Source organism: Hymenobacter nitidus (assembly GCF_020447315.1).
Classification (GTDB): domain Bacteria; phylum Bacteroidota; class Bacteroidia; order Cytophagales; family Hymenobacteraceae; genus Hymenobacter; species Hymenobacter nitidus.
Genome location: NZ_JAJADQ010000008.1, coordinates 36,818 through 60,093, shown reverse-complemented (window position 1 = coordinate 60,093; position 23,276 = coordinate 36,818). Strand labels below are relative to the sequence as shown.

General features: G+C 62.4%; 22 protein-coding genes. 19 read left to right on the top strand and 3 right to left on the bottom strand.

Annotated elements, in window-relative coordinates; genetic code table 11:
* Nucleotides 1-125: 125 nt before the first annotated feature.
* Nucleotides 126-929, bottom strand: a complete 804-nt coding sequence (locus LGH70_RS15400; protein ID WP_226187319.1) for a DUF4097 family beta strand repeat-containing protein — start codon at nucleotides 927-929, stop codon at nucleotides 126-128.
* A gap of 156 nt (nucleotides 930-1,085) precedes the next feature.
* A complete protein-coding gene (locus LGH70_RS15395; protein ID WP_226187316.1) occupies nucleotides 1,086-2,003 on the bottom strand; it encodes an arginase family protein in 918 nt (305 codons plus the stop codon).
* Nucleotides 2,004-2,114: 111 nt separating this feature from the next.
* On the opposite strand from LGH70_RS15395, the gene LGH70_RS15390 reads away from it, so the two are divergent.
* From LGH70_RS15390 to LGH70_RS15340, 11 genes are all read left to right on the top strand, one after another.
* Nucleotides 2,115-2,567, top strand: coding sequence for a copper resistance protein NlpE (locus LGH70_RS15390; protein WP_226187314.1), 453 nt, complete (start codon nucleotides 2,115-2,117; stop codon nucleotides 2,565-2,567).
* A gap of 179 nt (nucleotides 2,568-2,746) precedes the next feature.
* A complete protein-coding gene (locus LGH70_RS15385; RefSeq protein ID WP_226187312.1) occupies nucleotides 2,747-3,481 on the top strand; it encodes a YebC/PmpR family DNA-binding transcriptional regulator in 735 nt (244 codons plus the stop codon).
* 141 nt (nucleotides 3,482-3,622) lie between these two features.
* Nucleotides 3,623-4,162, top strand: a complete 540-nt coding sequence (locus tag LGH70_RS15380; RefSeq protein ID WP_226187308.1) for a DUF998 domain-containing protein — start codon at nucleotides 3,623-3,625, stop codon at nucleotides 4,160-4,162.
* Between the two features lie 48 nt (nucleotides 4,163-4,210).
* The gene (locus tag LGH70_RS15375) at nucleotides 4,211-5,275 is read left to right on the top strand and encodes a serine hydrolase domain-containing protein (protein ID WP_226187305.1); all 1,065 of its coding nucleotides are present in this window, start codon (nucleotides 4,211-4,213) and stop codon (nucleotides 5,273-5,275) included.
* A 106-nt stretch (nucleotides 5,276-5,381) separates the two neighbouring features.
* Complete coding sequence (locus tag LGH70_RS15370) at nucleotides 5,382-6,023, top strand: pseudouridine synthase (RefSeq protein ID WP_226187302.1); 642 nt, start codon at nucleotides 5,382-5,384, stop codon at nucleotides 6,021-6,023.
* A 91-nt stretch (nucleotides 6,024-6,114) separates the two neighbouring features.
* Nucleotides 6,115-7,185, top strand: coding sequence for a proline iminopeptidase-family hydrolase (locus tag LGH70_RS15365; protein WP_226187299.1), 1,071 nt, complete (start codon nucleotides 6,115-6,117; stop codon nucleotides 7,183-7,185).
* A gap of 58 nt (nucleotides 7,186-7,243) precedes the next feature.
* Entirely contained in the window at nucleotides 7,244-7,834 is a 591-nt protein-coding gene (locus tag LGH70_RS15360; protein ID WP_226187296.1) for a hypothetical protein, read from the top strand.
* A gap of 98 nt (nucleotides 7,835-7,932) precedes the next feature.
* Entirely contained in the window at nucleotides 7,933-8,340 is a 408-nt protein-coding gene (locus LGH70_RS15355) for a DoxX family protein (protein WP_226187294.1), read from the top strand.
* Nucleotides 8,341-8,395: 55 nt separating this feature from the next.
* Nucleotides 8,396-8,743 (top strand): hypothetical protein, encoded by a 348-nt coding sequence (locus LGH70_RS15350; RefSeq protein WP_226187291.1) that lies wholly within the window; start codon nucleotides 8,396-8,398, stop codon nucleotides 8,741-8,743.
* 432 nt (nucleotides 8,744-9,175) lie between these two features.
* The gene (gene rluF / locus LGH70_RS15345; RefSeq protein ID WP_226187288.1) at nucleotides 9,176-10,282 is read left to right on the top strand and encodes a 23S rRNA pseudouridine(2604) synthase RluF; all 1,107 of its coding nucleotides are present in this window, start codon (nucleotides 9,176-9,178) and stop codon (nucleotides 10,280-10,282) included.
* A gap of 128 nt (nucleotides 10,283-10,410) precedes the next feature.
* The gene (locus LGH70_RS15340) at nucleotides 10,411-10,659 is read left to right on the top strand and encodes a Kazal-type serine protease inhibitor family protein (RefSeq protein ID WP_226187285.1); all 249 of its coding nucleotides are present in this window, start codon (nucleotides 10,411-10,413) and stop codon (nucleotides 10,657-10,659) included.
* A gap of 99 nt (nucleotides 10,660-10,758) precedes the next feature.
* On the opposite strand, the gene LGH70_RS15335 is transcribed toward LGH70_RS15340, so the two are convergent.
* Nucleotides 10,759-13,587 (bottom strand): TonB-dependent receptor, encoded by a 2,829-nt coding sequence (locus tag LGH70_RS15335; RefSeq protein WP_226187283.1) that lies wholly within the window; start codon nucleotides 13,585-13,587, stop codon nucleotides 10,759-10,761.
* 322 nt (nucleotides 13,588-13,909) lie between these two features.
* Between LGH70_RS15335 and bioB the strand changes: the two genes are divergently transcribed.
* The 8 genes from bioB to LGH70_RS15295 all read left to right on the top strand — a co-directional run bounded on the left by bioB (nucleotide 13,910) and on the right by LGH70_RS15295 (nucleotide 23,218).
* The gene (gene bioB, locus LGH70_RS15330; protein WP_226187281.1) at nucleotides 13,910-14,905 is read left to right on the top strand and encodes a biotin synthase BioB; all 996 of its coding nucleotides are present in this window, start codon (nucleotides 13,910-13,912) and stop codon (nucleotides 14,903-14,905) included.
* Between the two features lie 79 nt (nucleotides 14,906-14,984).
* Complete coding sequence (locus tag LGH70_RS15325; RefSeq protein WP_226187279.1) at nucleotides 14,985-15,248, top strand: hypothetical protein; 264 nt, start codon at nucleotides 14,985-14,987, stop codon at nucleotides 15,246-15,248.
* Nucleotides 15,249-15,266: 18 nt separating this feature from the next.
* Nucleotides 15,267-16,421 (top strand): aminotransferase class I/II-fold pyridoxal phosphate-dependent enzyme, encoded by a 1,155-nt coding sequence (locus LGH70_RS15320; RefSeq protein WP_226187277.1) that lies wholly within the window; start codon nucleotides 15,267-15,269, stop codon nucleotides 16,419-16,421.
* A gap of 55 nt (nucleotides 16,422-16,476) precedes the next feature.
* The gene (gene bioD / locus LGH70_RS15315; protein WP_226187275.1) at nucleotides 16,477-17,118 is read left to right on the top strand and encodes a dethiobiotin synthase; all 642 of its coding nucleotides are present in this window, start codon (nucleotides 16,477-16,479) and stop codon (nucleotides 17,116-17,118) included.
* A 140-nt stretch (nucleotides 17,119-17,258) separates the two neighbouring features.
* Nucleotides 17,259-18,599, top strand: coding sequence for an adenosylmethionine--8-amino-7-oxononanoate transaminase (gene bioA / locus LGH70_RS15310; protein WP_226187272.1), 1,341 nt, complete (start codon nucleotides 17,259-17,261; stop codon nucleotides 18,597-18,599).
* Entirely contained in the window at nucleotides 18,592-19,794 is a 1,203-nt protein-coding gene (locus tag LGH70_RS15305; protein ID WP_226187269.1) for a beta-ketoacyl synthase N-terminal-like domain-containing protein, read from the top strand. The genes bioA and LGH70_RS15305 overlap by 8 nt, the downstream gene beginning before the upstream one ends.
* 106 nt (nucleotides 19,795-19,900) lie before the next feature.
* A complete protein-coding gene (locus LGH70_RS15300; protein ID WP_226187266.1) occupies nucleotides 19,901-21,268 on the top strand; it encodes a M28 family metallopeptidase in 1,368 nt (455 codons plus the stop codon).
* Between the two features lie 615 nt (nucleotides 21,269-21,883).
* Nucleotides 21,884-23,218: an aspartate kinase gene (locus LGH70_RS15295; protein WP_226187263.1), complete on the top strand. Its 1,335-nt coding sequence runs from the start codon at nucleotides 21,884-21,886 to the stop codon at nucleotides 23,216-23,218.
* The last annotated feature ends 58 nt before the right edge of the window (nucleotides 23,219-23,276 follow it).

Sequence of the window (23,276 nt, the reverse complement as noted above, 5' to 3'; positions counted from 1 at the left end):
AAAGCAAAAGTGAAGTGTTGACGAAGGGCCAGTTCCCGCGGGCGGCCTGTTGAGTAGAAGCAAGGAAGAAGCAAAGCGTTGCCTGACGAAAGGCCGGGCGCCGATTTTTGCGCAATGGCGGCCGGTTACTGGGCGCGCTTGATGGAAATACCGCCGTTGGTGGTTACGGCCTTGATGGACGCGCCGCCCTGGCCCAGGTTTACGGCTATTTCCCGCCCAATTTTGCCCTTCACCGCCGTATCAAAGTCGGTATCGACGGAGCCGTGCTGGGTGCTGCTGTAGAGCTGAGCAGAGTAGTTGGCGGGCAGCTTCCAGGCAATGCGGCCGTTTTGGGTGGCTATGTCGAGGCCTTTACCCTCCCACTTCTTGCCGGCCAGCGTGATGTTCAGGGCGCCGTTCTGGGTGCGGCCGCGCACGTCGCCGCCCGAGCCGCTGATGGTGACCGAGCCGTTCTGGGCCGCAAACGTGACGGGCCCGCGCAGGTCTTTCAGGCTGATGCTGCCGTTGTGCGTTTTCAGGTCCAGAGCCATTTTCTCGGGCACGAATATCTCGTAGCTCACAGCCCACTCCTGGTGGGCGGCGGTGGGCGGCGTAACCTGCAGGCGGTTGTTGATGGTCGAAATCTGCAGGTTGGCGGCCTGGGCTTTGGCAGCAGCTTCGTCGGAGCCCCAGGTCTGGACACGGGCCCGGATGCGCACATCCTTGCCGGCCCAGCTTTTCACCGAAATACTGCCGTTGCGCTGCCCGTCCACCGTCAGCGGGCCCGACTTGGGCGCACTCATTGTCAGGTCGCGGGTTTCGCAGTGGCGCTCCAGCCCGTTGTTGTAGATTCTGTCTTCGCCGCAGCTGGAAGTAAAGGCTGGGGCCGACTGAGCTGCGGCCGAGAGGGCAGCCGTGGTGAGTAATAAGGCGGTAAGCAGGTTTTTCATGGGAGTGCTGATTGGGGAGGGAATTTAGCTAACAGACGCCGCCGATGCGGAACCGCTGCGCAACCAACGAAATATTTCGTATTTAATCACGAATTATTTCGTACTTCTTTTCCCGCAGCCTCTACTCCATGATTTACAAACGTGTTTATCAAACAATTACCTTCCCGATATTTCTTTCGCTGCGCCCGTTATAAACGCGGTTATAATAGTAGCCGCCAGCCGGGCCGTCTGATTGTCGCGGTCGAAGACGGGGTTTAGCTCCACTACTTCAAACAGGCGCACACCGGCATGGCGGCCCGCCAGAAAAGCCGCCTCCACGGCCTGGCGCGGCGTGAAGCCATCGGCGCTCGGCGCCGACACGGCCGGGGCATAAGCTTCGGCGCAGCCATCGATGTCGAAGCTCACAAAAGCGGGCCCTGTGGCGGCAGCGCGGTGCAGGGCCCGCTCCATAAAGAGCGGCATGCCATCCTGCTGCACGTGGGCCAGCGGCACGATGGTGGCCTGCTGCTGGTGCAGAAAGTCGACGTCTTCCTTAGTATTGAGGTTAGAGTGCAGGCCAAGCTCGGTGAAGCGAGGCCCGGCCAGCACCTTTTCGCGCAGCAGCTTACCGAAGGGCGTCCCGCTGCTGATCAGGTCGGGCCGGTCTTTCACGTCGGCGTGGGCATCGAGGTTGATACCGCCCACGGGCTGCCCACCCGTGGCATCGGAAAGGCCCCGCACGGTGCTGTAGGTACCGTCGTGGGAGCCGCCCAGCACGACTACGCGCGGGTACTGGCGTGACAACTCGCCGAGGCGGCGGCGGATAGTGTCGTGGTTGATGGTGTGGCTGGGGTCTGCAAGACTCAGGTTGCCGGCATCGGCGATGCGCAGGGCTGAGAGGTCCACGTTGTGCTCCAGGTTGTAGGTTTTGTGGTAGCGGCGCAGCTCGCGGCGCATGGCGTCGGGGGCGTGCACGGCGCCGGCGCGGCCGCCTTCGAGTACGGTGCCAAAGTCGAGGGGCAGGCCCACCAGGCAGAGGTCGGCTTCGGGCAGCTCGGCGGCGGGGCGGATCAGTTCGCGCAGAAACGTAGGCATAAGAGCGGGTGGCAAGGACGGAAAACGGCGAAATGTAGGCGAACTTCGGCATTTGCCCGACCCTGGCCCACCGAAAACCACCCTGCGGGCCCGTAGTTCGTACCTTGCTGTATGCTAACCCGTGTTTTTCTCTTTTGCACCCTGCTGGCGCTGCTGGGCGCGGCCCCGGCGGCGGCCCAAAAGCCCAAGCCCAAAGCCGCACCGGTGCTGACGGCCTCGTTTTTCCGGTCCTACACCTACCTCTCCTACGCCATTGTGGACCGGGAAACCAGCGCCAAGCCGATGGCGGCCCAGGGCGTGGGCGGTACCCTCACCCTGCACCCCGACGGCACCTACCAGAAACGCCTGCAGCTCTCGGGCAACGGCGGGGTGATAAACTTCAGCCAGGACGGCCGCTTCACCTTCTCCGGCGACCAAATCACCTTCAGCTACACCGACGGCAAGGGTCAGGCCCGCACCGACCAGGGCACCTTCCTGTTTCAGCCCAAGGCCCGCACCCTCACGCTCACGCTCATCGGCTACCCGGCCGGTAATAAGGGCATTTACACGCTCAGGGCGGATTGAAGTTTGATTGTTAGGAGTTGAGTGTTAAAAACGCATCAGAACTTCCAACAATCAACTCCTAACAATCAACAATCCTCCCAATTGCGCCCCGCCGCCCTTTCTGCTAACTTGCGCCCCCTTTCCGGGCCCAGGCCCGCCTAACCCAACTCACTAAATCACCATTTCACTAATTCACATAAATGGGAAGAGCATTTGAATTCCGCAAAGGCCGGAAGATGAAGCGCTGGGACAAGATGTCCAAGGACTTTACCCGCATCGGCCGGGAAATCGTGATGGCCGTGAAGGAATCGGGCCCTAACCCGGATACCAACTCCCGCCTGCGCACGGCTATGCAGAACGCCAAGGGCGTGAACATGCCCAAGGACCGCGTGGAAGCCGCCATCAAGCGGGCCAGCAGCAAGGAGGAAAAAGACTATCAGGAAGTGGTGTACGAGGGCTACGCGCCCCACGGCGTGGCCGTCGTGATTGAAACCGCCACCGACAACCCGACCCGCACCGTGGCCAACGTGCGCATGTACTTCAACCGCGGCAACGGCGCCCTGGGCACGGCTGGCTCTTCGGACTACACCTTCACCCGCAAGGGCGTGTTCCGCCTTGCCGCCGAGGGCCTCGACCTCGACGAGCTGGAGCTGGAGCTCATCGACGCCGGTGCCGAGGACGTGTACGCCGACCAGGAGGAAGACGAGCACGGCGTGGTGAAAGACTTCATCGTGGTGGAAACCGCCTTCACCGACTTCGGCCAGATGCAGAAAGCCTTGGAAGAAAAGCACCTGAACGTAGTGTCGGCCAACCTGCAGCGCATCCCCAACACGACCGTGACCCTGGAAGGCGAGCAGCTGGAGGAAGTAATGAACCTGATTGAGAAGTTCGAAGAGGACGACGACGTGCAGGCCGTGTACCACACGCTGGGCTAAACCACGGATTGGCTGCGCCGGCCTTCGGTTACAGCCGATTAGCAACGTACAGACGCGGGCCGCTCCGGTTGGGGCGTCCCGCGTTTGGTTTTAGCGGGAGCCGCCGTCACTTCCTGACTTTCGGGCGCTTAGCTTTGTTTCATGCTTTCTATCCTGCTGACTGTGCTGACGGCTTACCTGCTGCTGGGCATCATCTACTTCGGCTTCCGGCGGCCCGGCTACTCGCACCTGCGCCACACCATCAGTGAGTTGGGTGAGGATGGAGCGCCAAACCGCCTGACGGTAAGCTGGGGCCTGTTCTTCCCAATCGGGGTGGGCCTGCTGCTGGGTGCTATGCTCACCACAAACCCACCGTTGCGCGGCTTGCTTGTGTGCCTGGGAATCGGCTACGTAGTCGCGGCTGTGTTTCCCTGCGACGTTGGCTCGCCTTCCGGTGGTTCGGCCAAGCAGACCGTGCACAACCTGGGCGGCGCGGTGGAATATATCGGGGGTATTTTCTTCCTGAACCAGGCCCAGAAGGCGCTGTTCCTGCAGCAGGTAGTGCCGGCCAATGCACAGATCGGGCTGCTTATCGGCTGTCTCGTGGCCGTTTCGTTGCCGGGCTTCCCCTGGCGCGGTCTGGCCCAGCGCGTGGCCGAAGTCCTGCTGTTTGGCCAGGCTCTTTGGCTTAGCATGCCCTAACATTGCTTCTCTACTGTCTAGCTACCCGCTACTCTTTGCGGCTCTCAAATGAAAAACATCCTCACGCTGGCCCTGCTGTTCTGCTCCTTTCTGGCCACGGCCCAGCAAGCCGAGCTGACGGCCCTGCTCACCAAGCAAAACGTCACCGGCATCCAGCTGATCTACACCAAAAAGGGTGAAATCAAGCAGTATAGCCTGGGGCTGCGGCAGGCCGGCACCAGCCAGGGTATGGAGGCCACTACCATCGTACAGGCCGCGTCCCTGGGCAAAGTGGTGCTGGCCTACACCGCCCTGCGCCTCCACGACCAGGGCCGGCTCGATCTGGACAAGCCCCTGCTGACCTACTACGCCTATCCGCGCGTGACAGACGAGCCCCGCGCCGCCCGCATCACGGCCCGCATGGTGCTGGGCCACACCACGGGCCTGCCCAACTGGGCTGGCTACCCGCTGGCGGAAAGCTGGAAAACCTCGGCTCTGCGCCTGAACTTTGCGCCCGACAGCTGCTGGAGCTACTCCGGCGAAGGCTACGTGTGGCTGCAGCGTACCCTGGAGCACCTGACCGGCAAAACGCTGGAGCAGCTGGCCCAGACGGAAGTATTCGGGCCGCTGAAAATGAAAAACAGCTCCTTTATCTGGCAAGCGCGCTTCGAGAAAAACGCCGCTGTCGGCCACGACAAAGCCGGCCAGCCCACCGAAATTAAGCGCTTCGCCGAGCCCAACGGCGGCTTTAGCCTGCTCACCACCGCTGCCGACTACAGCCGCTTTCTGCTGGCCATTATGAGCGGTAAAGGCCTCAAGCCCGCTACGGCCCGGCTGCTGACCACGGCCGCCAACGAGGCCAACCGCTGCACCACGCCCAGCACCGCCACCGATGCCAGCATTGCCTGGGCCTGCGGCGTGGGCTTGGCCACCACCAGCCACGGCCCGGCCCAGTGGCACTGGGGCGACAATGGCGACTTCCGCGGCTTCTTCATGACCTTCCCCGACACCAAGGAAATGCTGCTCTTCCTGACCAACAGCGCCAACGGCCTTAACATCACCGATGGAGTCCTGCGCCTTTTCATCGGCCCCGGCCAGTACCAGGCCATGCAGTGGCTGGCCGAGGGAAAATAGCGCCCGTAGCGTACATGCCTGTTTTTATCATCAGGCTCCCCTCTCCTTTTTTGGAGAGGGGCCGGGGGTGAGGCCCCCGTCAGAACGAACCTGAGCACTATTACCCATGACCGAAGAACAACCCGAAGCCGAGCCCACCATCGTCCACCGCCACTTTATGGTGCACAAGCCCTGGGGCTACATGAGCCAGTTTGTGTGCGAGCTGAAGAAGAAAAAGCTGCTGGGCCTGCTCCACGACTTCCCGGCCGGCACCATGTCCATCGGCCGCCTCGACGAGGCCAGTGAGGGCCTGCTGCTGCTCACCACCGACGGCAAAACCAGTGAGCGGATCCGCGACAAAAAGATCGAAAAGGAATACTACGCCCAGGTCGATGGGCTAATAACCGACGAAGCGGTGGCCCAGCTGCGGCAGGGCGTGGAAATCGGCCTGCACGGCGAGAAGTACCAGACCCTGCCCTGCGCGGCCTTCCGCCTTGAAACTGCGCCCAGCTTCGGCGACCGGGGCCGCAAAATCCGCGACGACCGGCACGGGCCCACCAGCTGGGTTTCCATCATCGTGACGGAGGGCAAGTTTCGGCAGGTGCGCAAGATGACGGCCGCCGTGGGCTTCCCCACCCTGCGCCTGGTGCGGGTGCGCATCGGCGGCATCGAGCTGGGCAGCCTGCCGGCGGGCGGCGTGCAGGAAGTCGAGAGCTTCTTCCCGCTGGCCACCGAGCGGCGGGGCCTCGTGGGGGCCGCCGCGCAGTAGCCGGGCCGCTTTTGGGAAGGCCGGATTTATCGGTAGGTTTAAAGCCCTGACGCGCCTGCGGCACCGGTTTCCCCCTCCTTCTTTCCCCGCCATGACTCCACGCAAATTACTCGGCTGCGCCCTGCTGCTGGCCGGCCTCGGCACCGCCGCCTGCACCCAGCAAACTAAAACTACCGATACCGCCGCTGACGCCGCCCCGGCCGCGGCTTATTTCCAGCCCACCGAGCCGGGCGTGCAAGACGGCGGCGTGCAGGTTATTCCCATCACCACGCCCAAGGGTACGTTCAACGTCTGGACCAAGCGTTTCGGCCACAACCCCACCATTAAGGTACTGCTGCTCAACGGCGGGCCCGGCGCCACCCACGAGTACTTCGAGTGCATGGAAAGCTTTCTGCCCAAGGAAGGCATCGAGTTTATCTACTACGACCAGCTCGGCTGCGGCAACTCCGACAACCCCAAGGACACGGCCATGTGGAGCCTGCCGCGCTACGTAGAGGAAGTGGAGCAGGTGCGCCAGGCCCTCAAGCTCGATAAAGACAACTTCTACCTGCTGGGCCACAGCTGGGGCGGCATCCTGGCCGCCGAATACGCCTTCAAGTACCAGCAAAACCTCAAGGGCCTTATTATTTCCAACATGATGATGAGCTGCCCCGACTACGGCCGCTACGCCCAGGAAGTACTGGCCAAGCAGATGAAGCCCGAGGTGCTGGCCGAAATCCGCCAGATCGAAGCCCGCAAGGACTTTCAGAACCCGCGCTACATGGAGCTGCTCATGCCCAACTTCTACGCCGAGCACATCTGCCGCCTGCCCCTGGACCAGTGGCCCGAACCCGTGAACCGCTCCTTCGCCAAGATGAACCAGTCGCTCTACGTGACCATGCAGGGCCCCAGCGAGTTTGGCATTTCCGGCAAGCTCACCACCTGGAACCGGGTGCCCGACCTGCCCAAGCTTACGGTGCCCGTGCTCAGCATCGGGGGCCAGTTCGACACCATGGACCCGGAGCACATGCGCATGGTGGCCCAAAAAGTACAGCACGGCACCGCCCTGATTTGCCCCAAAGGCAGCCACATGAGCTTCTACGACGACCAGCAAACCTACATGAGCGGCCTGATTACGTTTCTGAAGGGCGTGGACAAGGGCGAGAAAAAGGTGCAGCTGTAGCTTGTCATTGCCACCCCATCTGTCATCCTGAGCCTGCGAAGGACCTTATTACGCTCCCATGAAAGTAGAGCTGATACCCGTTGTGGAAGTAGATACCCGAATTGAAGCGGTAGCATTTGCCTCGGCCACGCCTTTCTCCCCTGGTCTTCCTTTTTACAGAACTACCGACTTAACTCCCAGCGCTGTTCTGGCCCTGACCAAAGCGCATCTGCAAAGCTACTTCGCCGGGACATCGACCCTTGAGGAGCAACTCAGCCTTTATGGCGGGTACGTGCTGCGCATCGACGGCCAAAACGCGCTATTTCCGCAGTGCTGCGGCCAGCTAGCCGATATTATTTATTGGAAGCACGTAGCCAAGTGTGGTACCGATGCTTATTATGAGGGCCACCCCGCCCCCGTTGCTACGTTCACACCCGACGAAGTTATTCTGCACTGCCACAACGAGCACGAAGCTTTTTACCCGAACACCGCGCCCGAAATCAGACTTAACCGCCAGGCATTAGCGGCAGCTTACGATAAGGCGGTTCAGGAGCTAGGTATACTGGCCGCACCTATTACCCAGGTTGGCAAAGAGCTGGGCCTACCAGTAGAGGACTTAGCCCAAATGCTCATTTTCCACAACCCGGAAATGCCGGATGAACGTCCTTAGGCGCGTAGCCGCCCGCTCACAGGGGCTCCGGGTATTCCACCCGAAGCAGCCCCACGGGCCGGCTGCCTGTCTGTAGCTCATCCCCTTACTTCCTCCTGATGCAGACAACCTACTACCCCGACGCGGCGGTGCTGGTACTCCGGCTTTTTCTCGGCGGCGTGCTGGTCTACGGCGTGCTCGATAATGTGGTCAGCGCCGAGCGGATGATGGAGTTTGAGAAGTTTCTGGCCCAGCACCAGTTTCCGCTGCCGCCGGTGGCGGCCCGCTTGTCGGTGTATGCCCAGCTCGGGTGCGGGTTGCTTATCGGTCTGGGACTATTTACCCGGTTCGCGGCGGCAGTCATGATTGTCAACTTCCTGGTGGCCCTGCTCATGGTTCACCAGGGCCTGCCTTTCGCCCAGAATATTGCGCCCCTGGCAATGCTTATGGGCAGCATCTCAGTGGCGCTCAGCGGGCCGGGACGCTACGCCGTAGCCCCTCGCCCGGCTATGCCACATAACGCCTGAGCAACTCTGCTGTACATTCGCGCACCCATTTCTATTGCTCTTCCTTATCGTTCCCATGTCCATTCCCTACCGCACCCTCTACTTCCTCGACAACGCCACCACCAGCATCGTGGAAGTAAAGCGTCTCGATTTGCCCGCCGAGCAGGAACCCGGCAAGCTCTACTTCTGGCTCCTGTTCGACAAGGCCGCCCAGGCCCTCACCCAGCTCGAATTCCGCTCCATGAACTCCCTGCCCCAGGCCGAGGAGCGCGAGTTTGCGCAAGGCAGCCTGCGCTTCGACCCGCACACGGGCGCCTACACCAGCGCCAGCACCGGCCACACCCAGCAGCTGGCCGCCGGCCGCCACACCGAGCTGCCCCGGCCCCTGGCTAAGGCGGTAGAAGCCTTTTTGCAGGGTTTATAGCTGGCACGTCAGCCCCGGCGAGGTTTTCCGCTACCAAGGCAAAACACCCTTGGAGCAACAGAAAACACTCCTCGACTGACACGAAACACCCCACGACTAAACCCAAACACCCTCTGGCCAAAGCGAAACACCTCCTGACTATTCGAAAACACTTCCCGAGCAAGGCAAAACAGGTCCCGCGCAGCACGAAACACCCTCCGACCATTCGTAAACCCGTCCTGCCCGAAGCGAAATACCTCCTTAACTATCGGGTAGCCTTGTCCATGTTCCTACCTGACATGTAATGCGGATTGCTACGTAATCTGTCATCAGGCTTCTCCTCTCCCTTTTCGTAGAGGAGCCGGGCGTGAGGCACCCAGCCCGCTTCTGCGTAACTTGCAGGCCCGCTTGCCACCTCGGCGGGCGTTTCACCTTTTTGCTGCCGTTTGCCCTATGCCCAGTTCCGAAACCACGCGCCTCAACAAATACATCAGTGAAAGCGGGGTCTGCTCCCGCCGCGAGGCCGATAAATTCATTGAGCAGGGCACCGTGTTTGTGAACGGCAGGCGCGCCACTATCGGCACCCAGGTCAGCAGCAAGGATAAGGTTATCGTCAACGGCAACCTTATCGAGCCCCGCGCCCCCGAAGACGCCATCTACATTGCCTTCAACAAGCCGCCGGGCATCACCAGCACCACCGAAACCAGCGTCAAGGACAACATCATCCGCTACATCAAGCACAGTGAGCGGATTTTCCCCATCGGCCGCCTCGACAAGGATTCCCAGGGCCTGATCCTGCTGACCAGCAACGGCGACATCGTCAACAAAATCCTGCGCGCCGGCAACAAGCACGAGAAGGAGTACATCGTGATGGTCGACAAGCCCATCCGCGACGAGTTCATCGAGGGCATGAGCAAAGGCGTCTCCATCATGGGCATCATGACCCAGAAGTGCGAGGTCAAAAAGGAAACCAACTATATCTTCCGCATCACCCTCATCCAAGGTATGAACCGCCAGATTCGCAAGATGTGCGAAGCTTTTGGCTACGAAGTCGTGCAGCTGGAGCGCATCCGGGTGATGAACATCACCCTCAAGGGCCTGGGCGTGGGCGACTGGCGCGAGCTAACGGAGAAGGAGCTGGCCGGCATTCTGGAGATGACCAAAAACTCGTCGGGCACCAAGGAAGCCTCCCTTCCCAAGCGCCGCGCCCCCGTGGTGAAGCAGCTGGGCTGGGACGTGAAAGGCCCGCGCACGGCCGAGGAAGGCGCTTTCGAGCAGCCCGCCCGCACCCCACGCGCCCCCAGAACGGCTGGTGGGGCCAAGCCTGCCCCCCGCAAACCTGCCAGCAAGTCGGCCGCCCCGAAAGGCAAAGGCAAGGGCAAGCCAGCCCCCGATCCGGACTTCTTCGACGGCCAGCCCGCCAAGCCTACCCGAAAGCAAGCAGCCAAAGCTGCCCGGCCCAGCGTGGCTGGTGGCAAGCTCCGGCCCGCCGCCAAAACTCTTAATCGGGCCCCCAAAGGCAACGCCGGCCGCCGGGGCAGCAGCCGCACCAAGCGGTAAAAGCCGCTCTGCAAGTTATAGAGGCAAGGCTATATAGCATGTCACAATTAGAGGAACTATGGCCTGGTTTCAACCGGCAATAGGGGCTAGTATTGCGGCATCCATTCACCCTATCGACTTTCATTGTTATGAAAAAGTTAGCCGTTTTTGCCTGCCTTCTCTTCGCCGGAGCTTCCTGCTCCAAGGAAAATGCCGCTCCTAAGCCCGTACAGGCGCAAGCCAGCTCCGATGCCAAAGGCGACAATATCCAATGTCCGGATGTGTACGCCCCGGTGTGCGCCAACGGCGTGACCTACCCCAATGCCTGCTACGCGGGCAAAGCCGGTGTCACAACCTACACCCGCGGCGCCTGCGACGGCACCGGTGGCCCCATCTAAGCTTCGGGGAGCATTCCGCACAAAAAGAAACGGCCCGACTGTATAATACAGTCGGGCCGTTTCTGTGTACTGGCAGCCTGTTCTGGCCGCTAGTGGTGCTTACTTCACGTTCACGAGCACGCCCAGGTAGGCCAGGCGCCCCAGCTGCGGGCCCCCGATAATCTGGGTATTGTTCGTGTCGAACAGGTTCGAAACCCCGGCCTGCAGCGTGGTAGCCAGCTTGGGCACGGTGTAGCCCAGGTAGGCATCGGTGGAGCGGTAGGTGCGCACGTAGCCGTTGGCGAAGGGCAGCTCCTGGTTGTGGCCTTCCACCCAGCGGTAGTTCAGCGAGTAGCTCAGGTTGCGCAGCACGGTGCCACCCACGTTCAGGTTGTACTTGTGCTTGGGCGTGTTGAAGTACGTGCGGAAGTTGGCGGGCAGGTTGCTGCGGTCCAGCACGTTGAGCGAGTAGTTGCCGCCAATGTTCAGGGCCTTGTGCAGGTAATAGGTGATGCCCACCGTGGCGCCCTGGGTGCGCACTTCCTGGCTGTTGTTGTGGGCCGCGAAGATGATACGGGCCGGGGAAGCCGCGGGATTGGTGAAGTTAGACGCCAGACCGGCATTCACCTGCTCCTTTGTGGGGCGGGTGCCGTCGACGAGGCCCACGAAGGCCGTGCCGCCGATGAAGTCGTTGTAGCGCGAGCGGAAGTAGCTGGCGTCCACGTACACGTTCGGAACAATAGCGCCTTTGTAGCCTACTTCCACGGTATTTACGCGCTCCAGCTTCAGCTTGTGCAGGCTCAGCTCGTAGCCGGCCAGCGAAGCGCCGGGCGTGTAGCTTTTGCCTTCGGCGTTGGTGAAGTTGTAGCCCTCAAAGCCGTTCAGGTTGCCCAGCAGAATGAAGGTCCGCACGTCGGAGCGCAGGTACTGGTCAGTCTGGGAGGGGCTGCGGAACGCCTGGCCGTAGGAGGCGCGGAAGTTGTGCTGCTTGTCTTTACCAAACGAGTACACGGCCGAGGCCCGGGGCGAAAACGAGGGGTCGAAGTTCTGGAACATATCGACGCGACCGGCCAGGGCCAGCTTCAGGTGGTCCTGCAGCAGGGTCTGGGTCAGCTGCCCGTAAGCGCCGTACTCGTAGTTGCGGATGCGGCTGCCATCGGTGTCGGAAAACAGCTTGCCGCCCGAGCCCAGGCGGTATTCGCGGTAGGCCCCGCCCAAAATCAGGTCGGTGCCGGCATCCGAGAGGTGGAAGCTGCGCTGGGCGCTGATGTCGTTGAGGAAGGAGTTGAAGTTCTGCTGGGCGCCGCGGCCGGGCTGGTCGTCGGCAATAATCTTGGAGCGCAGCTCGGCAAAGCGCGGATCCGAGCCTTTCAGCTGGGTAGCATCAGCCGCAGCTTTGGCCGCCAGCTGGGCCTCAACAATACTAAGCTTATTGACTTCCCGGGCCTGGGTGTAGGCCTGGTTGAAGGTGTAGAAGTACAGCTGATTGTAGCGCGTGCTGCCGCCTTCCGTCGTGGGCGAGTTCTGAATCAGGGCGCTGAGCTGAGTCAACTCGTAGCTGTTGCCGGTGAAGTCTTCGGTGGAATAGGCCCGGATAAAGCCCTTGCTGCTTTTCAGCTCGGCCCGGTACTGGTTGGTGCCCAGGTCTTTGATGCGGAAGCGGCTCTGGTTCTGGTAGGTCGAGGTACCCACGCCGCGCTTGGCTTCCACCGTCAGCTTCAGGTCGTCCTTAATCAGGTAGGAAACGGCGCCCTGCACGCGGTAAGACCTGGTTTTCTGGTCGGGGCCGATGAGTTCCTGCTCCGTGAAGCCGGGCATGTGCACCGTCTTGCCATACAGCTCGGGGTTCACCTTGTATTCGGGCGTAGTGGGCGTGGCGGGCCGGTTCTGGAAGGGCGAAAACAGGTTGCTGATTTCCCCGTAGCTGCTCACCGCATCGTAGCCCAGGGGCGAACCGGCGGGGTTGGAGGAGAAGCTGGCCGCGTCGCGGTTATTGGCAATCCAGTCATTGGCCTGAAAGGCGCTGGCATTGAGCTTGATAGCCCATTTCTCGCCCAGTTTTTTGGCGTAGCGGAGTTGTCCGTCGAGCAGCTCGCGCTGGCCGCCGCGCAGGCGCACGCTCAGCCCGTCATACACAAACGGATCCTTGCTGTTGAACAACACGACCCCGCTCAGGGCATTGGCTCCGTACAAAGCCGAGGCCGGGCCGTGAATCAGCTCGATGCTCTCCATGTCCAGCTCGGGGATGCCCACCAGGTTGCCCGGGCTCAGGTTCAGACTCGGCAGGGCCGTGTCCATGTAGTCGACCAGCTGAATCACCCGCTCGCTCTTGGCCGTGTTGAAGCCCCGGGTGCTCACGCTGGTGAACAGCATCGAGGCCGAGTTCACATCCACGCCCGGCAGCTGGCCCAGCCCGGCCAGCACTTCCGGCGTGCTAATGCGCTCAATCTGCCGGCCCGATACTTTATCGATGGTTACCGGGGCGCGCAGGATATTTTCCTCCACCCGCGAGGCCGATACCACGGTTTCGTTCAGCAGCGTGGCGCTGGGGGCCATCACCACGTTCAGCAGGTTATCGGGCTGGGCAACTTTCACCAGCTGGGTTTCGAAGCCCACGTAGGCCACCAGAATTTCCACCGGGCCATTCTCGAAGCTGGCGTTCAGGCTGAACTTGCCGAGCTGGTCGGTGCTGGTGCCAATGAAAGTACCTTTGATGAAGATGGTAGCGCCGGGCAGCGGCTCACCGGTATTGGTGAGAATAACGCCGCCAATGGTAGCTTCGGCGGGGTCGGGCAGCTTAGCCGCAATCTTGTGCTTGGCTTTGGCCGTGGCTTTTGGGCTGGCTTTAGCAGCCGTAACGGGAGCGTCGCCCCCGCTCGTCGGCGCGGCTGCCAGGGCAGTGGTCTGCAGCAGAGTTGCAGCCAGCAAAACAGGATAAATTTGTTGCATTCGGTGAGGTATTAGCAGATCAGAAACCCAAACCTAGGGCTGGCCCCGCAGCCGATGCCGGGCGGCTGTGCGAATGCCGGCCCCGGCTGGCTGAACAAAGCCCTGGGCTGTCCGAACGAAAAACATCCGAGACGTATCAGGCCCCCGCCAGCCGTTTCCCGGAGGCGGCGGCAGAAGTCAATTTGCCGGTGCTAGGCAAGCCCGGGCACAGATAATCGGCTTCTCGCGTAACTTGCGGCCCCTAGCGTAGTTTTCATCCCACCAGCGGGCCGGCCGCCAGGCCGCCGCCTTCCCTCCTTTCCAACCGAACTCTTTCCGCCCCATGCTCCGTACCGACTGGACCCTAGACGAAGTAAAAGCTATTTATTACCAGCCCGTTCTGGAGCTGGTTGCCCAGGCTGCCGAGGTGCACAAGCAGCACCAGGCCACGGGCGAAGTGCAGGTGTGCACGCTGCTGAGCGTGAAAACCGGCGGCTGCCCCGAAGACTGCGCCTACTGCCCCCAGGCCGCCCGCTACCACACCGGCGTGCAGGCCCACAAGCTGCTGCCCGACGCCGAGGTAATTGCCGCCGCCCAGCGCGCCAAGGACTCGGGCTCGACCCGCTTCTGCATGGGCGCTGCCTGGCGCGAAATCCGCGACAACCGCGACTTCGACCGGGTACTGGGCATGGTGGAGCAGGTAAATGAGTTGGGCCTGGAAGTGTGCTGCACCCTGGGCATGCTGAACGAGTACCAGGCCGAGCGCCTCAAGCAGGCTGGCCTCTACGCCTACAACCATAACCTGGATACCAGCGCCGAGCACTACTCCGAAATTATCACCACCCGCACCTACGACGACCGGCTGAACACGCTGGAGCACGTGCGTAAGGCTGGTATTTCGGTGTGCTCGGGCGGCATCATCGGCCTGGGTGAAACCGACGAGGACCGCATTGCCATGCTGCACACGCTCTGCACGCTGCCCGCTCACCCCGAAAGCGTGCCGGTGAATGCCCTGGTGCCCGTGGAAGGCACGCCCCTGGCCGAGCAGCCCCGCGTGAGCGTGTGGGAAATGCTGCGCATGATTGCCACGGCCCGTATTCTGATGCCCGGCACGATGGTGCGCCTCTCGGCCGGCCGCCAGGAAATGCCCATCAGCGAGCAGGCCCTGTGCTTTCTGGCCGGTGCCAACTCCATCTTCAGCGGCGAGAAGCTGCTGACCACGCCCAACCCCGACTTCGACGCCGACAAGCAGATGTTCAGCCTGCTGGGCCTCAAGCCCCGCCAGGCGTTCAAGGATGTGCCCGTGGGCGCTACGGTGCTGGGCAAAGAGCTGGTTTAGTTTTTCCGCAGCCTTCATGCAAGCCCTGGGCCCGCCGGCTCAGGGTTCTTGGTTTCTTTCCTGCTTTACGGCCCCTGCTATGACCATTACGTTCGACTTAAACCTAGACCACGCCTACGCCGAATCGTTGCGGGAGCAGCACGGCTCCCACGCCGCCCAGGAGCTGATCAGCGACCTGGAGGATAAAATCGGCTCGGCCCTGAACCTGGTCGTGCAGCGCCACGGCGTGCTGCCCGCCGTCGGCGACCGGGTCGAGGTCGACTTCGAGTGGGTGGTCATTACGGCCCGCACGTTTGGCCAGGATGGCACGGTGTGGCTGTCGGCCAATCGGTTTGCGGTGTAACTCTAAGCACTAGCGCGGATGCCCCCGGAATCGTCTCCCCTGCTGACCCGCCTCACCCTGGAGCTGGCCCAAAGGGAAGCCGCGGGTACCCGGCGGCGCCTGAGTGTGCCCGCGCCCGGCCGCATCGACTTCAGCTCGAATGACTACCTGGGCCTGGCGCGTTCCGGGGCGTTGCACACGGCCTTGCAGCAGAGTCTGCAAGATCAGACTTTGCCGGCCGGCAGTACCGGCTCCCGCCTGCTCACCGGCAACTCGGCGGCCACCGAAACGTTGGAAGCGCAGCTGGCCACTTTTCACCGGGCCGAAGCGGCTTTGCTGTTCAACTCGGGCTACGGGGCCAACCTGGGCTTTTTCCAGGCCGTGCCCCGGCGCGGCGACACGATTCTCTACGACGCGGCCAGCCACGCCTCCGTAAAGGACGGCATCCGCAGCAGCTTTGCCACCGCCTACAGCTTCCGCCACAACGACTTGGCTGACCTTGAAAAGCGCCTAGCGCGGGCCACGGGTGAGGTTTTCGTGGCCGTGGAAGCCTTATATTCCATGGATGGCGACCAGGCCCCGTTGCGGGAGCTGGCGGCGTTCTGCCAGCCGCGCGGCCTGCATCTGGTGGTCGATGAAGCCCATACCAACGGGGTGTACGGCCCCAATGGCGAAGGTCTGGTAGTGGAACTGGGGCTCGAACACGCCGTTTTTGCCCGCATCGTCACCTTCGGCAAGGCCCTGGGCAGCCAGGGTGCGGCTGTTACCGGGCCGGCCGTGCTGCGCGACTTTCTGCTCAACACCAGCCGGCCTTTCATGTTCACCACGGCCCTGCCACCCTTGTCCATCGTGGCCCTGACGGCGGCTTACGAGCTGCTGCCCACCCTGCATGCCGAGCGGCGGCAGCTGTTTGCCTTGTCCGGGTTGCTGAAGCAGAAGCTGGCGGCCGTGCCGGGCCTGCACGTCGGGGCCGACAGCCATATTATTCACCCCATCTTTTTCACCCAGCCGGGGCCGCAGCAGGTGCGGGCGGTGGCCGCCGCCGTGCAGCAGGCCGGCTTCGACGTGCGGCCCATCGTAGCACCCACCGTACCCGCTGGCACCGAGCGGCTGCGCCTGATTCTGCACAGCTACAACACGGAGGCTGAGCTGGACGGGCTGGCTGCCGCGCTGAGCAGTCTGAGCCGGATTTGACAGCTGGCTGGCAGCGGCCCAAACAACCGGCCCAGACTATGGTATTTCTTTCTGTATGAGTGTTTCCTCTTTGCGGCCCGAGCGGCTGTTTGTTACCGGTATCGGCACCGACGTCGGCAAAACCGTAGTGGCCGCCATTCTCACCGAAGCTCTGCAGGCCGACTACTGGAAGCCCGTGCAGGCCGGCCTGGAGCCCACCACCGACACGGCCACGGTGCGGAGCCTGGTCAGCAACTCCCGGTCGGTTTTTCACCCCGAAACCTACCGGTTGCAGCTGCCGGCCTCGCCCCACAAGGCCGCCGCGGCCGAGCACGTTACCATTGCCGCCGAGGCTTTCCGGCTGCCCGCTACCAATAACCACCTTGTAGTGGAAGGCGCCGGCGGCCTGCTCGTGCCCCTGGCCCCGGGCCTGCTCCTAGCCGATTTGATTGCGCCTCTCGAACTGGACGTAGTGGTGGTTTCACGGCACTATCTGGGCAGCATCAACCACACGCTACTCACGCTGGAAGCCCTGCGCCAACGCGGCCTGCCGGTGCGCGGGCTGGTGTTCAACGGGGAACCCAACCCGGCCACTGAAGACTTCATCAGCCAGCATACCGGCGTGCCCATCATGCCCCGCGTGCAGCCCGAAACAGAAATTTCGCCGGCCACCGTGAGTCGCTACGCCCCCGCCTTCCGCGCCTGGTTCAACCAGTAGAGTTCGGCGAACCTATGCAGACCTCTGCGGGAACCGTCGCCGGCCGGGAGTGCAGCACCCGGAACCGACAGCCGCCCGGCCGGTTGTAGCTTTGCCGCCCCCATCGGCCTTCACGGGCAGCGTATCAAGCAATAAAAACAGTGAAATCAACAGCACCCAGTTCTTCCCTGGCCGCGCGTGACCACGCCGTCGTCTGGCACCCCTACACCCAGATGCAAACCGCCCCGCTCCCCATTCCCATCGTGCGCGGTGAAGGCTCGTGGCTCTACGCGGAAGACGGCACCCGCTACCTCGACGGTATTTCGTCGTGGTGGGTGAATCTGCACGGCCATGCCCATCCCCACATTGCGGCCCGCGTGAGTCAGCAGCTCAGCACCCTGGAGCACGTGCTGTTTGCCGGCTTCACCCACCCTGCCGCCGTGGAGCTGGCCGAAGAGCTGCTCTCCCTGCTACCGACCACCCAGGCCCGGGTATTCTACTCCGACAATGGCTCGACGGCCGTGGAAGTGGCCCTGAAAATGGTGCTGCAATACTTTCACAACCAGGGCCAGCCCGAGCGGCGCACCTTTGTCTGCTTCCAGAACTCCTACCACGGCGACACCTTCGGGGCCATGGCCGTGAGCAGCCGCGGGGCCTTCACCCAGCCCTTCTGGCCCCTGCTCTTCGACGTGGAGTTTCTCGACGTGCCCGTGCCCGGCCACGAAGCCGAAACCCTCGCCCAGCTTGATGCCCTGCTGCTACGCCCCGACGTGGCCGGCTTCATCTTCGAGCCCCTGGTGCTGGGCACGGCCGGCATGGTGATGTACGAGCCCGACATGCTGAGCGAAATGCTGCGCCGCTGCCACCAGCGCGGCGTGCTTTGCATTGCTGATGAGGTCATGACTGGCTTTGGCCGCACCGGGCCGCTGTTTGCCTCCGAGCTGCTAAGTGAGCAGCCCGACATCATGTGCTTTTCCAAGGGCCTCACCGGCGGCACCCTGGCCATGGGCCTGACCACCTGCGCAGCGCCCATCTACGCGGCCTTTCTGAGCCAGGACAAGATGCGGGCCCTGTTTCACGGGCATTCCTACACGGCCAACCCCGTGGCCTGCGCCGCTGCCCTGGCCAGCCTGGAGCTGACGCGGGCGGCCCTGTGCACCGAGCAGCGTCAGCGCATCGAGGCAGCGCACGCTGCTTTCCGCCGGGAAGTTGAAGGTCAGCCCGGCATTCGGGCCGTGCGCCACCGGGGCACCATTCTGGCTGTGGAGTACGACCCCGGCGAGGGCACCAGCTACTTCAGCCGCCTGCGCGACGCCTTCTACCAGCTGGCCCTCGACCACCACGTGGTGCTGCGCCCCCTGGGCAATGTGGTGTACCTGCTGCCACCCTACTGCACTACCCCCACCGAGCTGGAGCTGCTCTACACCGTGCTGCGCCGCATGCGCGAGTTGGTGCTCGACTTCATTCCGGCGCCCAACCTGCCCGAAATCCTGCATGACTAATTCCACCGCCGACTCCCTGATTGTCATTCGCGGCCGGGGCCGGGTGTCGGCCCTGGGCGTGGAGGCGGCACCCGGCAGCGGCGCGGCGCCTTTCACCACCCATACCAGCGGCTTGCCCGTGGCCGCCCTGCCGGCTGCCGCCGAAACTGCCCTGGCCACCCTACGCCGCAGCAACCCCGCCTACCGCGCCCTCGACCGCACCGTGCTGCTGGCGTTGCTGGCGGCGCGCCACGCTACCGCGCAGACAAGCTGGCTTCCGCAGGACTCGGTCCTGCTGGGCGTCAGCATCGGTTCGTCCCGCGGGGCCACCAGCCGGCTTGAGCAGTTTCACCAGGAGTTCCTGACCGAGGGAACCGTACCCGTTGCCGCCTCACCCCTTACTACCCTGGGCAACGTGGCCAGCTGGGTTGCTTACGACGCGGGCACGACCAGCGGGGCCGCCCTAAGCCACTCCAGCACCTGCAGCAGCGCGTTTCAGGCCCTGGGCAATGCGTTGGCTTGGCTGCGGGCGGGCATGGCCGAGCGGTTTCTGGCCGGCGGCACCGAGGCGCCGCTGACCAGCTTCACCCTGGCCCAGATGCACGCCCTGGGCATTTATTCGCCTTTCGCGGCCGCCGACTTCCCGTGCCGGCCGGGTGCGGGCAAGCCCTCGACGTTCGTGCTGGGGGAAGGCGCGGCGGTATTTGTCCTGGAAAAGATGAGCCGGCAGCAACTACTGGCTGAGCGCGCCGACCAGCCTGCGGCCGCGCCTATTTTCTGCCTGGAAGGCGTGGGTTTTGGCTTTGAAGCTATAAGCAGCAAAACCGGCCTTTCGGCCGCCGGGCAGCATTTCCAGACGGCCATGCGCGCCGCCTTGCAGGCTGCAGGCTGCTCCGCCGCGGCCATCGATGCGGTGGTGCTGCACAGCCCCGGCACGCCGGCCGGCGACGCAGCCGAGCGGGCGGCCCTGCGCGCGGTATTCAGTGGCAGCCGCCCCGACCTGGTATCCAACAAATGGCTGCTGGGCCACACGCTGGGCGCTTCGGCTGCCTTGAGCCTGGATTTTGCCTGCCATATCCTGACAACCCAGTCCTGGCCCACGCCACCTTTCGCCACCGACCTGACGCCCGCTCCTACGCGCCTGGTACGGCGCGTGCTCATCAATGCGGCGGGCTTCGGAGGCAACGCGGCCAGCGTGGTGGTGTCTGTGGTGTAAGTTTTCGGCACACCAGCCTTTTTTAGGTGGCGGGGCCGTACTTTTCGTACTGATTTCCAACCGCGACTATTTCGCGCCGTTCTGCTCTTTCTTGCCTTTCCACTCCATGAATTTACGTTTCGCGCTGCTGCTCTCCGCCAGCCTTGCCCCCTTCACCGTTTTTGCCCAAACTGCTCCCGCTGCCACTCCGGCCCCCGACCCTGCTATCAAGCAGATGGTGGAAGCCGTATCGGCCAAAAACCTGGAGGAAGATATCCGCAAGATGGTGTCGTTTGGCACCCGCCACACCCTGAGCGACACCAAAAGCAAGAAGCGCGGCATCGGGGCAGCCCGCAACTGGGTGGAAAGTGAGTTTCGCAAGTACGCCAAAGCCAGCGGGGGCCGCCTCAAAGTGGAGCAGGATACCTTTCTGGTGAAGCCCGACGGCCGCCGTATCGACAAGCCCGTCATCATGGCCAACGTCATGGCCACGCTGCCCGGTACCGACCCCACGGATACGCGCGTGTTCATCGTCAGCGGCCACCTCGACTCGCGCGTAACCGATGTGATGAACGCCACGGCCGACGCGCCCGGCGCCAACGACGACGCCTCGGGCGTGGCCCTGGTCATGGAAATGGCCCGCATCATGTCGCAGAAGCAGTATCCGTGCACGCTGATTTTCGTGGCCGTGCAGGGCGAAGAGCAAGGCCTCTATGGCTCGACGCACCTGGCCAAGCGCGCCAAAAAGGAAGGCTGGAACCTGACGGGCATGCTCAACAACGACATCGTAGGCAACTCGAAAGGCTACGACCCGGAAATTTCCGACAATAAGCACATCCGCATTTTCAGTGAGGGCGTGCCGGCCACCGAAACGCCCGACGAGGCCAAGCTGCGCCGCACCCTGAGCAGTGAAAATGACTCGCCCAGCCGCCAGCTGGCCCGCTACAGCAAAACCGCCTGTGAGCAGTACGTCAACGACTTCGGGGTGCTGATTGAGTACCGCCCCGACCGTTTCCTGCGCGGCGGCGACCATACTCCCTTCAACCAGCAGGGCTTCACGGCGGTGCGCTACACGGAAGTCAACGAGAACTTCAACCACCAACACCAGGACCTGCGCACCGAAAACGGCATTCAGTACGGTGACTTGCCCGAGTTCGTCGATTACGAGTACCTTCGCAAGAATACCGGCGTGAACCTAGCCACCATGGCCAGCCTGGCCTTAGCTCCGGCCTCGCCCGAAAACGTGGGCGTACTCACGGCCAAGCTCACCAACCGCACCGAGCTGAAGTGGGATGCGCCCAAAGTGGGCGAAAAGCCCGCCGGCTACGTGGTGCTGATGCGCGAAACCTCCTCGCCGGTGTGGCAGCAGCGCTTCCCCGTGACAACGACCACCGCCGACTTACCCCACAGCAAGGATAACTTCATCTTCGGCGTGGCCGCCGTGGATGCCGAGGGCCACGAAAGCCTGCCGGTTATTCCCAAGCCGGTGCGGTAACCAACTGCCGCAAAATACCCACATGTTGGTATTTCAAGTGGTATTGGGCTTGCCTAAACTTGCACTTGCCAAGCGGAACCGGTTCCGCATTGGCGACAAGGTATTACAGTACAAACAAGCTCTTTTACACACCTATTGCACCCAGGGCCCGGACGATTCTCGTTCGGGCTTTTTGGTTTTTAGCCCTGCTCATCTACTGGTGAAATCGGGGCGTTGGGCAGCCAGACTTTCAATGGATGATGATACCGCATAGAAAATTTCGGCAGCTCATATCGATACTTTAAAATTCCTGCCCGTACTTGCGGCCGCAAACAGCAGCTGGCGGCGCGTTGCCCCGGCCCGTTTCTTATTCATGAATACTTCCTGCTTCGGTTTTTCTGCGGTGTTTTCGGTGGCCTCGGCTGGCCGTACCACCGTGGCTCAGCCCCTGGCAGCCAAGCGCGTGATGCGGAAGAAATGCTTCAAACGGCCCTCGACCTGACCGTCGCACTTCTTCATGCTTCCCTCCCCCATAAGCATCAAGCGCCGGTCCTCCCAGACCGGCGCTTTTTGTTTGTCATTTTCGTACTAATCTCTCCGCCCGTTCACTTTTTGGCTAACCCCATTTTTTCACTGATGAAAGTTCTCAAGTTTGGCGGCACCTCCGTCGGTTCGGCCGAGCGCATGCGCGCGTTGCCCGCTCTCATTCAGGGCCCGGAGCCCCGTATCGTTGTGCTGTCGGCTATGTCGGGCACCACCAACGCGCTGGTCAATATTGCCAAGCTGCTCTTCGAAGGCGAAACCACGGCCGCGACCTACCAGACCGAAATCCTGCGTCAGCACTACCTCATCGTGGCCCGGGAGCTGCTCACCGACCCGGAAGTTGCCGCCGAGGCCATTTCCCACCTCGACTCCTCGTTCAAAACAATCTTCAACCTGACGCGCCACCCGCTGTCGGCCTCCGGCGAGCGGGTAATTCTGGCCCAGGGCGAGCTGCTGAGCACCCTGCTGTTTCACCGCTATTACACCCGCGTGCTGGGTCAGGAAGCCGTGTTGCTGCCCGCTTTGGACTTCATGCGCCTCGACAAGAACGACGAGCCCGACGGCGACTTTATCGAAGAGCACCTGGCCCGGGTGCTGGCCCCGCACGCCGGGCAGCAGCTGTTTATTACCCAGGGCTACATTTGCCGCAATGCCAACGGCGACATCGACAACCTTAAGCGCGGCGGCTCCGACTACTCCGCTTCGCTGATCGGGGCGGCGGCCCACGCCGAGGAAATCCAGATCTGGACCGACATCGACGGGCTGCACAACAACGACCCGCGGGTGGTGGAAGGCACCTACCCGATTCGGGAGTTGTCGTTCGACGAGGCCGCCGAGCTGGCCTATTTCGGGGCCAAGATTCTGCACCCCAGCTCCATTCTGCCCGCCGCCAAGCACGGTATTCCGGTGCGGTTGCTCAACACGATGCAGCCCGAAGCGCCCGGCACGCTGATTTCGACCAAAACCGGCGACGAAGCCATCAAGGCCGTGGCGGCTAAAGACGGGCTGGTGGCCATCAAGATCAAGTCGAGCCGCATGCTGCTGGCCCACGGCTTTCTGCGCAGCGTATTCGAAGTCTTTGAGCGTTACCGCACCCCCATCGACATGATTACCACCTCGGAAGTGGCCGTGTCCTTGACCATCGACGACGCGACGCACCTGCCCGAAATATTGGAGGAGCTGCGCAGCTTCGGCTCAGTAGAAGTCGATGAGCAGCAAACCATTGTGTGCCTGGTCGGCAACCTGATTCAGGAAAACAACGGCTCGGCCTGGCTGGTCTTTAATGCCCTGAAGGATATTCCGCTGCGCATGATTTCCTACGGCGGCTCGCCCAACAACATCAGCATCCTGATTCATACCAGCCACAAGGTGCGCGCCCTGCAGGCCCTGAATCAAGGGCTGTTTAGCCAGAAAGCCGTGGAGGCTTAACCTCAACTATTACCGCAGACTCCCTGGCTGGCGCGGCCTATTCTTTCGTTATTTAGTA

Coding starts and splice junctions, on each gene's coding strand:
- LGH70_RS15400 (WP_226187319.1), bottom strand. CDS start 929: ATGAAAAACCTGCTTACCGCCTTATTACTCACCACGGCTGCCCTCTCG.
- LGH70_RS15395 (WP_226187316.1), bottom strand. CDS start 2,003: ATGCCTACGTTTCTGCGCGAACTGATCCGCCCCGCCGCCGAGCTGCCC.
- LGH70_RS15390 (WP_226187314.1), top strand. CDS start 2,115: ATGCTAACCCGTGTTTTTCTCTTTTGCACCCTGCTGGCGCTGCTGGGC.
- LGH70_RS15385 (WP_226187312.1), top strand. CDS start 2,747: ATGGGAAGAGCATTTGAATTCCGCAAAGGCCGGAAGATGAAGCGCTGG.
- LGH70_RS15380 (WP_226187308.1), top strand. CDS start 3,623: ATGCTTTCTATCCTGCTGACTGTGCTGACGGCTTACCTGCTGCTGGGC.
- LGH70_RS15375 (WP_226187305.1), top strand. CDS start 4,211: ATGAAAAACATCCTCACGCTGGCCCTGCTGTTCTGCTCCTTTCTGGCC.
- LGH70_RS15370 (WP_226187302.1), top strand. CDS start 5,382: ATGACCGAAGAACAACCCGAAGCCGAGCCCACCATCGTCCACCGCCAC.
- LGH70_RS15365 (WP_226187299.1), top strand. CDS start 6,115: ATGACTCCACGCAAATTACTCGGCTGCGCCCTGCTGCTGGCCGGCCTC.
- LGH70_RS15360 (WP_226187296.1), top strand. CDS start 7,244: ATGAAAGTAGAGCTGATACCCGTTGTGGAAGTAGATACCCGAATTGAA.
- LGH70_RS15355 (WP_226187294.1), top strand. CDS start 7,933: ATGCAGACAACCTACTACCCCGACGCGGCGGTGCTGGTACTCCGGCTT.
- LGH70_RS15350 (WP_226187291.1), top strand. CDS start 8,396: ATGTCCATTCCCTACCGCACCCTCTACTTCCTCGACAACGCCACCACC.
- rluF (WP_226187288.1), top strand. CDS start 9,176: ATGCCCAGTTCCGAAACCACGCGCCTCAACAAATACATCAGTGAAAGC.
- LGH70_RS15340 (WP_226187285.1), top strand. CDS start 10,411: ATGAAAAAGTTAGCCGTTTTTGCCTGCCTTCTCTTCGCCGGAGCTTCC.
- LGH70_RS15335 (WP_226187283.1), bottom strand. CDS start 13,587: ATGCAACAAATTTATCCTGTTTTGCTGGCTGCAACTCTGCTGCAGACC.
- bioB (WP_226187281.1), top strand. CDS start 13,910: ATGCTCCGTACCGACTGGACCCTAGACGAAGTAAAAGCTATTTATTAC.
- LGH70_RS15325 (WP_226187279.1), top strand. CDS start 14,985: ATGACCATTACGTTCGACTTAAACCTAGACCACGCCTACGCCGAATCG.
- LGH70_RS15320 (WP_226187277.1), top strand. CDS start 15,267: ATGCCCCCGGAATCGTCTCCCCTGCTGACCCGCCTCACCCTGGAGCTG.
- bioD (WP_226187275.1), top strand. CDS start 16,477: ATGAGTGTTTCCTCTTTGCGGCCCGAGCGGCTGTTTGTTACCGGTATC.
- LGH70_RS15305 (WP_226187269.1), top strand. CDS start 18,592: ATGACTAATTCCACCGCCGACTCCCTGATTGTCATTCGCGGCCGGGGC.
- LGH70_RS15300 (WP_226187266.1), top strand. CDS start 19,901: ATGAATTTACGTTTCGCGCTGCTGCTCTCCGCCAGCCTTGCCCCCTTC.
- LGH70_RS15295 (WP_226187263.1), top strand. CDS start 21,884: ATGAAAGTTCTCAAGTTTGGCGGCACCTCCGTCGGTTCGGCCGAGCGC.